Source organism: Nonomuraea sp. NPDC050383 (genome assembly GCF_044459125.1).
GTDB lineage: Bacteria > Actinomycetota > Actinomycetes > Streptosporangiales > Streptosporangiaceae > Nonomuraea.
Genome location: NZ_JBITIP010000011.1, coordinates 188,872 through 199,794, shown reverse-complemented (window position 1 = coordinate 199,794; position 10,923 = coordinate 188,872). Strand labels below are relative to the sequence as shown.

Annotated in this window: 12 protein-coding genes; 2 read left to right on the top strand and 10 right to left on the bottom strand. The window is 70.6% G+C overall.

The window, feature by feature from the left end:
- Positions 1 to 46 precede the first annotated feature (46 nt).
- The 3 genes from ACIBG4_RS26885 to ACIBG4_RS26875 all read right to left on the bottom strand — a co-directional run bounded on the left by ACIBG4_RS26885 (position 47) and on the right by ACIBG4_RS26875 (position 2,373).
- On the bottom strand, positions 47 to 1,195 hold the full coding sequence (locus tag ACIBG4_RS26885; RefSeq protein WP_397204172.1) for a CU044_5270 family protein: 1,149 nt from the start codon (positions 1,193 to 1,195) through the stop codon (positions 47 to 49).
- Complete coding sequence (locus tag ACIBG4_RS26880; RefSeq protein WP_397204171.1) at positions 1,192 to 1,683, bottom strand: RNA polymerase sigma factor; 492 nt, start codon at positions 1,681 to 1,683, stop codon at positions 1,192 to 1,194. The genes ACIBG4_RS26885 and ACIBG4_RS26880 overlap by 4 nt, the downstream gene beginning before the upstream one ends.
- 114 nt (positions 1,684 to 1,797) lie before the next feature.
- Entirely contained in the window at positions 1,798 to 2,373 is a 576-nt protein-coding gene (locus ACIBG4_RS26875) for an NADPH-dependent FMN reductase (protein WP_397204170.1), read from the bottom strand.
- Between the two features lie 106 nt (positions 2,374 to 2,479).
- Between ACIBG4_RS26875 and ACIBG4_RS26870 the strand changes: the two genes are divergently transcribed.
- Positions 2,480 to 2,851: a winged helix-turn-helix transcriptional regulator gene (locus ACIBG4_RS26870; RefSeq protein ID WP_397204169.1), complete on the top strand. Its 372-nt coding sequence runs from the start codon at positions 2,480 to 2,482 to the stop codon at positions 2,849 to 2,851.
- Between the two features lie 22 nt (positions 2,852 to 2,873).
- Positions 2,874 to 3,332, top strand: a complete 459-nt coding sequence (locus ACIBG4_RS26865) for a MarR family winged helix-turn-helix transcriptional regulator (protein ID WP_397204168.1) — start codon at positions 2,874 to 2,876, stop codon at positions 3,330 to 3,332.
- A 10-nt stretch (positions 3,333 to 3,342) separates the two neighbouring features.
- Here the strand turns inward: ACIBG4_RS26865 and ACIBG4_RS26860 are convergent, their stop codons facing one another.
- From ACIBG4_RS26860 to ACIBG4_RS26830, 7 genes are all read right to left on the bottom strand, one after another.
- Positions 3,343 to 4,455 (bottom strand): hypothetical protein, encoded by a 1,113-nt coding sequence (locus ACIBG4_RS26860; protein WP_397204167.1) that lies wholly within the window; start codon positions 4,453 to 4,455, stop codon positions 3,343 to 3,345.
- A gap of 57 nt (positions 4,456 to 4,512) precedes the next feature.
- Positions 4,513 to 5,922, bottom strand: coding sequence for an amino acid permease (locus ACIBG4_RS26855; RefSeq protein ID WP_397204166.1), 1,410 nt, complete (start codon positions 5,920 to 5,922; stop codon positions 4,513 to 4,515).
- A gap of 120 nt (positions 5,923 to 6,042) precedes the next feature.
- A complete protein-coding gene (locus ACIBG4_RS26850) occupies positions 6,043 to 6,672 on the bottom strand; it encodes a TetR/AcrR family transcriptional regulator (protein WP_397204165.1) in 630 nt (209 codons plus the stop codon).
- 36 nt (positions 6,673 to 6,708) lie between these two features.
- A complete protein-coding gene (locus ACIBG4_RS26845) occupies positions 6,709 to 7,407 on the bottom strand; it encodes a DUF4328 domain-containing protein (RefSeq protein WP_397204164.1) in 699 nt (232 codons plus the stop codon).
- A 124-nt stretch (positions 7,408 to 7,531) separates the two neighbouring features.
- Positions 7,532 to 9,154, bottom strand: a complete 1,623-nt coding sequence (locus tag ACIBG4_RS26840; protein WP_397204163.1) for a GMC oxidoreductase — start codon at positions 9,152 to 9,154, stop codon at positions 7,532 to 7,534.
- A 70-nt stretch (positions 9,155 to 9,224) separates the two neighbouring features.
- Positions 9,225 to 9,728, bottom strand: coding sequence for a carboxymuconolactone decarboxylase family protein (locus tag ACIBG4_RS26835; RefSeq protein WP_310707440.1), 504 nt, complete (start codon positions 9,726 to 9,728; stop codon positions 9,225 to 9,227).
- Positions 9,725 to 10,804: a dihydrodipicolinate reductase gene (locus ACIBG4_RS26830; protein WP_397204162.1), complete on the bottom strand. Its 1,080-nt coding sequence runs from the start codon at positions 10,802 to 10,804 to the stop codon at positions 9,725 to 9,727. The genes ACIBG4_RS26835 and ACIBG4_RS26830 overlap by 4 nt, the downstream gene beginning before the upstream one ends.
- Positions 10,805 to 10,923: the final 119 nt, after the last annotated feature.

Sequence of the window (10,923 nt, the reverse complement as noted above, 5' to 3'; positions counted from 1 at the left end):
GGGCGGCCGGGCCGGCCGCTCCTCACCTGACCACGGAGGACAGCGGTCAGGAGGCGGGCCCGGAGTCGGTCCAGCCCGATTCGAGGATGGTGTACGAATCCGACACGGCGCCTGGTTCGAGGCCGGCCTGCAGCCCGCCCGGTTCCACCACGACGCTCTCCTGGGCGAGCGCCTGGCCGGTCGTCTCGTCCATGATCAGACGCGACTGCAGGACGGCGTGGTCGCCGCCCTTCGCCCCGACCCGCTGCTTGACCGCGATCGCGGTTCCGGTGCGGCCTTCGGCGTCCTTGACGTCGTCGATGACCTCGATGTTCTGCAGGTCGGCGAGCATCCGGAAGGCCGCGCCGCGCACCTGCGGCGTGACCGGCATGTCCCTGATCAATCCGGCCGTGACGGCGAACAGCCAGTCGTCCGACGACATCGGGTCGCCGGACTCGGTGCCGTGCCCGCCGTACGAGCGCAGCAGCCATTTCCTGAGCCCGGCCGGCGTGGAGGGCAGGGAGCGCAGATCCTTCATGCTGACGTTCCTGCCGAGCCAGAACACCTTGTCCCCGTCGACCAGGGGAGCATGACCGACCTCGGCGGCTCGCGGCTCGGTGGACAGCTCCACCGTCCCCTTCCCCGGCACCTTGACGCGGATCTCGGCCGGTGAGCCGGCCTGTCTCCACGCCTCCGCGTCCTGTGGGGTCGCGGGCTGCGCGCCGAGCGACGACGCCCGGCTCCACTGCTCGCCACCGGGCGCCGACGGCGTCCAGGACTCGCTGCGCTGACTGTTCACGACCGTGTAGCCGGCCCCGTCGACCTTGAACAGCGTCCTCTGCACGCCGACCGTGTGCCAGTAGGCGCCCGTCGCCTCACGCCGGCTCTCCGCCCGCTGAGCGGCGGTCAGCAGGATCTCGCGGGCGGACAGGTGGATCTGCCGGCCGGAAGCCGGCTGCGGAGCCGCGGTCGTGGCCGAGGGCGCACGCGGAGCCGTACCCCCCGCGCCGGTGAGCATGACGGTGACGGCGGTCGCGGCCGCGGCGGCGCCCAGGAGGCCGAGTCCCCAGACCGGCCGGACCGTCTTGCGCCTTCTCCGGCTCGGGCGCGGCTGCGCCATGGCGTGGGACAGTTCGGCCGCTCTGGTCCGCGCGTCCACCGGCGAGTCGGACAGAACCTCGGGACGCGCCTGCCGCAGCTGATCGAGGACGTTCATGACAACTCCCTGCTGAGATTCATCGCCTGGGGCGCCGACCATGTGGTGCTCTCCATCGCCGCTCGCAGCCGCTTGCGGGCCCGGTGCAGCCGCACACGGAACGCGGCGCCCGAACAGCCGATGACACGCGCGGCCTCCCCTGGCGAGAGCCCGTGCCACGCGACGAGGACGAGGATCTCCCTGTCGTCCTCCGACAGCTTGGCCAGTGCCTTTCGCACACTCATCCGCTCGGCGATCTGGTCGGCGATGTCTTCCTCGTCCCAGGCCCGCAGCTCGGCCATGAGCGACTCCCGGCGGCCCTCTGCCCGGACGTGGTCGCGCAGGACGTTGCGGGCCACGCCGAGCAGCCATGGCAGCGCCGGCTCCGCCACGTCGTCCAGTCGCCGCCAGGCGATGGCGAACGTCTGGCTCACCACCTCGTCGGCCACCTGCCGGCCGGAGCGGCTGACCACGTAGGCCCATACGGATTGTCGGCATTCGTCGTACATGCGGATGAGTTTTTGCTCATCATCCGACACGACCACCCTCCCTTCGCCTCGGGTGATTCCCTGGCACCAGGTAGTGGTCTGGGGCGCCCCAGTGTTACAGGCAGGGATCGGGAATCAGGCCGCCAGGCGCATGGGACGCAGCGCGCCGGTGAGCTTGGCCAGCTCGGCGATCAGGGCGTCGGCGGCGGCGTTCATCACCTCGTTGGGCCGCACCACGCCGTCCTCGCCGACGACCTGGGGGAAGAACGGGATGGTGACGGACTCCACCACGGGCACCATCTTCAGCGAGCTGGTGACCTGGCGCAGGCCGTTGACCGCGCGGGTCCCGCCGGAGACGCCTCCGTAGCTGACGAAGCCGGCCGCCTTGTGCTGCCACTCCTGGTGCAGGTAGTCGAGGGCGTTCTTGAGCACGGCGTTGAAGCTGTGGTTGTACTCGGGGGTCACGAAGACGAAGGCGTCGCCACGCTCGACGGTGGCGCTCCACGCCTTGGTGTGCGCGTGCTCGTACTGCTTGAGCCGGGGGTGGTTGGGCTCGTCGAGGAAGGGCAGCCCCACTTCGGCGAGGTCGATGAGCTCGACGTCGAAGCCGCCGGCCGCCACGGCGCGGTCCCGGAACCACTCGGCGATCGACCGGCCCACGCGGCCGGGCCGGGTGCTGGCGACGACGATCTGAAGAACGGGCTGGGACATGTACGGCTCCTCATGGCGCTGGTGTGGTGACGCTCAGCTTACTAAACATTATTGAGGAACTACACATTCCTTAGTAAATGGCCGCCCGATCCGGTACGCTCGTGATGTGAGCCTCAAGACCGTCTGCACCCGCTTCCACATCGCCCTGGAGCTGATCGGAGCGCGGTGGTCCGGCGCGGTGATCCACATGATCTTCAAGGGCGCGCACCGCTACGCCGACCTCAAGGCCGCCATCCCCGGCCTCAACGACACGATGCTGGCCCGGCGGCTGCGCGAGCTGGAGGCAGCCGGGCTCGTCGAGCGGCGCGTGCTGAGCACCTCGCCGGTCCGCGTCGAGTACCACCTCACCGAGATGGGCGAGGACCTGCGCCCCGTCCTGGACGAGCTGGTCACCTGGGCCCACAAGTGGATCCCGCTGCCCGGCGACTCCAGCCACGAGGCGCCCGAGCACGTCTCCCGGGAGAACGCCGCGATCTGACACGACTGTTACGTTGGACGGCATGGCATCCCTGGGGACGCTGCTGCGGCATGTCCATGAGGTCATGGACGGCGCGATCGCCCGGATCTACACCGATCTCGGCATGCCCGACTACCGGCCGCGCTTCTCCCCGGCCGTGCGCACCCTGGCCGCCGAGGGACCGCTGGCCATCCGCGACCTGGCCGTCGCCATCGGCGTCACCCACTCGGCGGCCAGCCAGACCGTCCACCAGATGAGCAAAGCGGGCTTCGTCACCCTCGAACGCGGCACGGACGGCCGCCAGCGCGTCGTCCATCTGACCGAGCGCACCCGGGCGGCGCTGCCCGCCATCGAGGCGGAGTGGGCCGCCACGACGCGGGCGGTGGCGGAGCTGGAGAAGGAGCTGCCGGCGCCGCTCACCGCCGTCCTGGAGGCCACGGTGGAGGCGCTGCGCCGCCGCCCCTTCCACGACCGCGTGACCGCCGCCCAGGACCGGGACTGAACACCTCGGGTCAGGTCTGTGCGGGCAGGCCCAGGTGCTCGGCGATCGCGGCGGTCACCGGGGTGACCGTGGGCAGCGGCGGCCCGGCGTAGTGTCCCGGCTTGTGCGCCCGCAGCAGCAGCTCGCCGCTGCGCTCCCAGTCGAACCCCTTGCGCCCGAGCAGCCCGGCGAACACCTCGCTCGCCCTGGCCGGGTCACGCTCGGCCAGGCGCAGGAGCGGCACCGGGGAGACGGCGTCGCCCCGGAGATAGGCGGACAGCAGATCGCGGTACGCGGCCCGGACCACGAGCGGAGGATCGTTGAACAATTCCTCCAGCATCCCGAACTCCGCGTAATACCCCAGCCCTGCCGCCTCGTCGAAGATCAGGCCGACCGTGCGCGCCGCGACCAGGTGCTCGGGCGGCTCGAACTCCCCGGACGGCGGACCGCCGAGCCGCGCCGCCTGGTGGGCGAGGTAGCCCCGGACCAGGTCGGCGAGGTCGACGCCCGGCAGCACGATCAGGTCGGCCCCGAAGTACTCGGTGAAGCAGCGCCGCTGCGCCCGCTGCGTCTCCTTGGCCTGGGCGAGCAGGACGGGGTTGCGGAGGACCCATGCCGGGTGGCCGAGCGCGAGCCGGGCGGCGACCTCCACGAGCGTGCCCCGCGCCTCGGCGGTGTGCACGGCCGGGGGCGCGCTGATCAGCCAGTCGGCGCCGAGCGGGATCAGCCGCCCCACGACGAACATGCCGGGCGCCAGCGCCCCGAACGCCCCCTCGCCCAGGTTGGAGAAGGCCCGGTAGACCAGCTCGTCGACGAGATTGAACAGCAGCACGGCCGCCTCGTCCACGGCCCGCACCTCGAACACTCCCTCGACCACGATCTTCCAGCCCGCCACCAGCTCCACGTCGGTGCGGTCGAGCCCCGGCGTCTCGGCGAGGAAGCGGTCCACGACCGTGTCGCCGCTGGGCAGCGCGTGCTGGTGGGCGAAGAAGTCGACCGGCAGGAAGGCGGCCGCCTCGTCGGCCGGCGGCCCGCCGGCGTAGAACCGGTCGAGCACGGCGCCCAGCTCGGCGCCGAACCGGCCCGAGGTGGCGAAGTGGATCAGCTCGGCCTTCAGCTCCACGGCCCGCGCAAGCTTGCTCACGGAGTGAGGCTAACCGGTGACAGTGCGCTCACGCGGGCCGTTCGGGCAACTCGTGCCCTACCGCTCCCCGGCGGCCTGTGACTCCAGCACGGAGTGCCGGCGGCCGTAGGTGAAGTAGATGATCATCCCGATCACGAACCAGACGGCGAACCGCAGCCACGTCAGCGGGTCCAGGAACGTGATCAGCCAGATCGAGAAGACCACCCCGATGGCCGGCACGAACGGCATGGCCGGCGTCCGGAACGTCCTGGGCAGGTCCGGCTGGCGGTACCGGAGCACGATGACCGCCACGCAGACCACCACGAACGCGAGCAGGATCCCGATGTTGGTCAGCTCGGCCGCCTCCCGGATCGGGAGGAACCCGGCGATCAGCGCCGAGGCGGCGCCCACGATCCAGGTGACGCGGGTCGGCACCCGGCGCACCGGGTGCAGCTTGGCGAACCACTGCGGCAGCAGCCCGTCGCGGCTCATGGAGAACCACACGCGCGTCACGCCCAGCATGAACGTGAACATGACGGTCAGGATGCCGATGATGGCCCCGACCGCGATCAGCGACGCCAGCCCCGACAGCCCGACCGAGGCGAACGCCGAGGAGAAGCCGCTCTCGGGGTCGATCTCCTTGTAGTTCTGCATGCCGGTGAGCACGAGCGTCGCCAGCACGTAGAGGATCATGGAGATGATCAGCGAGTAGATGATGGCCTTGGGCATGTGCCGCTGCGCGTCCTTGGACTCCTCGGCGGCGGTGCTCATCGCGTCGTAGCCGAACACGGCGAAGAACACGGTCGCGGCGCCGGTGATCGCCCCACTGATCCCGAACGGGAAGAACGGCGTGTAGTTGGCCGTGTTGATGAAGAAGAAGCCGACCACGATGACCAGCAGCACCACGGCCACCTTGATGCCGACCACGATCGTCTCGAAGCGGGCGGCGGCGCGGATGCCGAGGTTGAGCAGGAACGCGATCAACAGGCACAGGATGACCGCGAACAGGTCCACCACGTGCCCGCTCCCCGTGCCCGGCGCGCCGAGCATCCAGGCGGGCAGGTGCACGCCGAACTGCAGGACCAGGAAGCCGAAGTAGCCGGAGATGCCGATGGCCACGACGGCGACGATGGCGGTGTACTCCAGCAGCAGGTCCCAGCCGATGAACCAGCCGACGATCTCGCCCAGCACCGCGTAGCCGTACGTGTAGGCCGACCCGGCCTTCGGGATGAGCCCGGCGAACTCGGCGTAGGACAAGGCCGCCGCCGCGCTCGCGACACCCGCGATGAGGAACGAGACGAGGACGGCCGGTCCGGCTGTCTCGTGGGCGACGGCCCCGGCCAGGGCGAAGATGCCGGCCCCGATGATGCCGCCGACGCCGATGGCGGTGAGCTGCCACAGTCCCAGCGTCCGGGACAGCTCACCCTCGTGCTCCTGGGCGATCTGTTCCACGGGTTTGCGCCGGAAGATCCCGCGAGAAGACACCATGACGATCCTCCTGACCAGGGTTCGGCCCAGAGTGACCCTTCCCGCCGCGTCGGCTCCTATGCCGTTCCCCCAGGTCGAACCACCTTTTCCCGGGTACGGCAGGACGAACGCGGCGTTGGCTCAGGGAGGGTCGCCGGGCAGGCCCAGGGCGCGGTGGAGCAGGTGGTGCATGTGCGCGCGGAAGCGGCGCAGCGCCCGCGGGTCGTCGGCGCCGTGCCGTTCACCGGCCTTGTCGAACACCCCGCTCAGCACGAAGCTGTGGGAGCACCAGATCAGTGTGTTGACCGTGTAGTCCACGTCCGCGTCGGGGTCCACGTCCAGGGTGGCCTTGATGGTGTCGATGACGAGCTGGGCCAGCGGCTGGACGTACTCGGGTTCGAGCCCGGTGACGTCGCTGGCGTCGGCGAGCCACCGGTGCGTCCACAGGGCGGGGAACTCGGGGTGCTCGGCGCAGAAGTCGATGTAGAGGTCGATCAGCCGGTGCGCCGTGGCGAGCTTGTCCTCCTGCGGGGCCGCCACCAGATCCTCGACCGCCGTCTCCAGCATGGCGCGGTGCGCGTTGTTGGCGCGGGCCATGACCGCGAGGTACAGCTCGCGCTTGCTGCCGACGTGGTAGCTGATGGTGGCCACGTTCAACCCCACCGCCTCGGCTATCTGCCGGGTGGAGGTGCCGTCGTACCCGAGTCCGGCGAACAGTTTCGTCGCGACCCGGAGAATCATCTCCCGCTGGCTCGTGTCCCCTGAAATCACCCAGGAGACGATAGGTCCGCCTATCGCCTCCCTCAATCAGTTGACGGACAGATTCCGGCCAAGTTCCGGCAAAGCGTCGCGCCGATCTTCCTGGAAGCGGGTGATCTTCATGATGACGAACGCCGCCAGCGCCGCCGTGGCCGTCCACCAGGCGCAGCCGACCACGTCCACCCACGCCGCCTCCCTCTGCGCCTCCAGGTCCGACCGCCACAGCAGCACGGCCACCACGTCGAACACCCAGACGCCGATCAGGAAGGCGCTCCACCAGGCCCAGACCAGCACGGAGGGGCGCGCCAGCGGCAGCGGGCCCGCGGGCGCGCCCGGCCTGGAGGCGTTCCACACGTCCTCGACGACCTGCTTGGGGAACCACAGATTGACGACCGGCACGAACCAGCCCATGATCACCCACGGCCTCGCCCGCCGGTGCGGCCCCGGCAGCAGCGCCTCGGCGTTCGCCCGCACCCGGCGCAGCCACACCAGGAACGCCCCGGCGGCCAGCACGAACACCGCGACCTCCGCGACCCCGTTCCCGATGGCCAGGGCGCCGTTGACGTCCACCTCCAGCGGCCGGACGGAGTCCGAGTCGACGAGCATCCGCTGGATGATCACGGCCTGCCACGCGTTCATCCCGGCTCCCACGATCTTCACCAGGGAGTGCGCCGCCAGCGTCACCACGGCCACTGACGCCATCCCCCGCACCGGCCGCAGGGTCACGGCAGGCACCGCCGGATGCATGAGAACTCCTCGCGTAGACACCCAGAAGCGCAGTATCGCCAACTTCCACGCACCGAAGCCCCGATTCCGGGCGTCGCAACGCTCCTGTGATCGACGGCTGATCGACGACGACGGAGTCGCGCTTTCAGAGGTCGGTGGCGATGATCTTCTCGATGTTCCGCTCGGCGAGGGCCGTGATCGTGACGAACGGGTTCACGCTGGTGTTGCCCGGGATCAGCGAGCCGTCGATCACGTACAGGCCGGGGTGTCCGGTGAGGCGGCCGTAGTTGTCGGTGGCCCTGTTGAGGACCGCGCCCCCGAGCGGGTGGTACGTGAGGTGGTCGCCCCAGATCTTGTACGTGCCGAAGAGGTCGGTCCGGTAGATCGTCCCCTCCTTGGAGTTGATCTTGTCGAAGATGCTCTTGGCCATGTCGATGGCCGGCTGCTTCCAGGCGGTCTGCCAGCTCAGCTCGACCGCGCCCGTCGCGGCGTTCCAGGTGAACTGGGCGCGGTTCGGGTTCTTGGTGATCGACAGGTAGAACGAGGCGAACGTCTCGATCCCGGTCGGAAGCGGCGCGATCTCGGCGAACGCCCCGCCCGCGGCCCAGTTGTCGATGCCGCTGCACGGGATGGTCGACTGGTGGGAGCCGGTCGGGTCCCAGAGGTGGTTGGCGCGGCCGCACATGACGTTGCCGTTGTCGCCCCAGCCCTTGCCGACCTCGCCGTTCAGGTTGGGCAGCGCGCCGGTGGCCTTCAGCTTGACCAGCAGCTTGCTGGTGCCGACGCTGCCGGCCGCGAAGAAGACCCGGTCCGCGGTCACGGTCTTGGTGGCCGTGGTGTCGCCGTTGGTGTTGATCTGCTCGATGACGACCGTGTAGCGACCCCCGGCCGCCGGGGTCACCGAGGTGACCTTGTGCAGCGGCGAGACGGCGACCCGGCCGGTGGCCCTGGCCCGGGCGAGGTACGTCTTCTGGAGCGACTTCTTGCCGTGGTTGTTGCCGTAGAGGATCTCGCCGGCCAGGGCCGACCTGGTGGCGGTGCCGGCCGCCTCCTGCTCCATGTAGCTCCAGTCGTACACGTCGGGGACGAAGACGAACGGGAACCCGGAGCGCTCGGCGTGCTTGCGGCCGACCCGCGAGAACTGGTACCACTCCGTCGAGTCGAACCAGGCCGGGTTCACCGTGCCGACCCCGAGCCCGGCGTTGGCGCGCGGGTAGTAGACGTCGTACATCTCGTCGGGGCTGACCGAGGGCAGGATGGCGGGGAAGTTCTCGCGCTTGGGGGTGACCGCCATGCCGCCGTTGACGAGCGAGCCGCCGCCGACCCCGCGGCCCTGGTAGACCGTGATGCCGCTGAACTCCTCGGCGTCCAGGACCCCGGTGTAGCGGCTGATGTTCCGGTCGATGGGGAAGCCGAGGAAGTAGTTGAGCGGCGCCTTGGTCCTGGTGCGCAGCCAGTACGACCGGTTGTCCGGCTCCAGCGTGCTGCAGAAGATCTTGCCGTCGGAGCCCGGGGTGTCCCAGGCCATGCCCATCTCGATCATGTGCACGTCCACGCCCGCCTGGGCCAGGCGCAGGGCGGCGACGGACCCGCCGTACCCGGTGCCGATGACCAGCGCCGAGACGCTCGCCCCGTTCGCGATCGGGCCGGTGATCGCCTGTGCCGTGGCCTGCGCCGGCTCGCGGCCGGCGAGGGCCGCGACCCCGAGCAGGGTTCCGGTCCCGGCGATGAACCCACGACGCGAGATGCCAGAGGTCTTCTCACTCATGCGGCGTTCCTCACTTTTGAGGGAGTTGTACGGAGTTGCTCGCGCCTGAGTCACTGCCTGGTGAATGCGTCTACCGGTCACCGGCCGGCGAGGGACCACCGGTGGGCAGCACGCACACGGTGTCCAGCCCCAGCACCCGGTTGAGCCGGCCGAACGCCAGCCACGATCCGATGCACATGCTCAGCTCCACGATCTGGAGCTGGCTGTAGTGCGCGGTCATCCGCGCCCAGAACTCGTCGTCGATGCCGTGGTGGTCGACGGCGTACCGCTCGGCGTACTCGGCCGCCAGCCGGGTCCGCACGTCGAAGGCCGCGGTGGTGCGCCACTCGGCCACCGCCTCGGCGAACTCGTCCTCCACCTTCTGCCCGTCCCGTTCGGTACGCCAGTCGAGGCAGAAGGCGCAGCCGTTGATCTGCGCGATCCGCAGCCGCGCGGCCTCGAACTCGCGCAGCCCGAGGGTCGTGTGGGCGTACACGGCGAGGGAGAAGTGGGAGGCGGCGGGCCCGATGCCGGGGACCAGCTCGCCCCACACGTACGTGATCGGGTCCTTGCCCGCGGGAATGTCGACTCTCACCAGCGGCTCCTTCCGAGCTTGCCCGTCGCCGGGCGCAGGGGGACGTCGAGCGCGTCGTACAGTCCCGGCTCCGCCTCGGCCAGCCACTCGACGGCGTTGACCAGGCGTCCGACGGCGGTGGCGTTCCCGCCGGCGGCCGGGTTGCCGCCCTCGTCGCTCGCCTCGACCGTGACCTCGATCCGCGGTCTGCCCTCGATGACCACGCGGTGCGCCCCCGCGCGGCCGGGCGTCGCGGGCCAGTCCGGGGCGCAGGACGGGTGGATCCGCGTCACGTGCTCGACCACGATCCGCGGCTCGCCGCCCACGATGCCCTGGACCTCGAACCGCAGCGCGCCCTGCGTGCCGGCCTTGAACTCCCCCATGGCCTCCGTGGCGACGGTGGCGCCGAGGGGGCGCCGCTCCACGCTCTCGCGGATCTCCTCGACCTGGACCCCGAGGCCCCGGGCGATCAGCCGTACCTGCCCGCCCCACACCATGGTCGGGACGGTCGGGGCGATCATGGGTGGCTCGTAGTCCATGGGCTGCCCCATCCCGACCAGGTAGCGGACGGAGTCCTCCTGGTCGTAGGCGGAGTAGTCGAAGATCTCCTGGCAGCGGATGGCGTCCACGGTGGTGGCCAGCCCGCTGATCAGGAGAGGCAGCACGTCGTTCCCCCACCCGGGATCGACCCCGGACACGAACAGCGACCCGCCGCCCTCCGCCACGGCCCTCAGCACGCTCAGCCGCGTCTCGGGCGGCGCGTTGCGCTGGTCGTAGAGCGCGTACAGCGAGGGGGTGACGACCACCGCCCCGCCCCGGATCGCCCGGATGACGTCGGCCAGCGCCTCGTCGGGGCGGATCTCACCGGACGCCGCGTAGACCACGGCGCGGGGCCGGGTGGCGAGCACCGCGTCCACGTCGTCCGTCGCCGTGACCCCCAGCCCGTGGCCGAGACCGGCCAGCTCGCCCGCGTCGCGGCCGGCCTTGCCGGGGTCGTGGACGAGCACGGCGGCGAGCTCCAGCGCCGGATGGGCCTCGACGGCGCGGATGGCCGCCCGGCCCACGTTCCCGGTACCCCAGACGATCGTGGACACCATGGGCGGAGCGTAACAAGCGCTTGGTTAGGTGTATAGGGCCCCCGGTGTCCGGCCACCGCCGCCCATGCCCAGGACGGGGCCGCAGTGGGCGGCCTGTGGCCAGGGCCAGGAGTGCGCCA

Coding starts and splice junctions, on each gene's coding strand:
- ACIBG4_RS26885 (WP_397204172.1), bottom strand. CDS start 1,195: ATGAACGTCCTCGATCAGCTGCGGCAGGCGCGTCCCGAGGTTCTGTCC.
- ACIBG4_RS26880 (WP_397204171.1), bottom strand. CDS start 1,683: ATGTACGACGAATGCCGACAATCCGTATGGGCCTACGTGGTCAGCCGC.
- ACIBG4_RS26875 (WP_397204170.1), bottom strand. CDS start 2,373: ATGTCCCAGCCCGTTCTTCAGATCGTCGTCGCCAGCACCCGGCCCGGC.
- ACIBG4_RS26865 (WP_397204168.1), top strand. CDS start 2,874: ATGGCATCCCTGGGGACGCTGCTGCGGCATGTCCATGAGGTCATGGAC.
- ACIBG4_RS26855 (WP_397204166.1), bottom strand. CDS start 5,922: ATGGTGTCTTCTCGCGGGATCTTCCGGCGCAAACCCGTGGAACAGATC.
- ACIBG4_RS26845 (WP_397204164.1), bottom strand. CDS start 7,407: ATGCATCCGGCGGTGCCTGCCGTGACCCTGCGGCCGGTGCGGGGGATG.
- ACIBG4_RS26840 (WP_397204163.1), bottom strand. CDS start 9,154: ATGAGTGAGAAGACCTCTGGCATCTCGCGTCGTGGGTTCATCGCCGGG.
- ACIBG4_RS26830 (WP_397204162.1), bottom strand. CDS start 10,804: ATGGTGTCCACGATCGTCTGGGGTACCGGGAACGTGGGCCGGGCGGCC.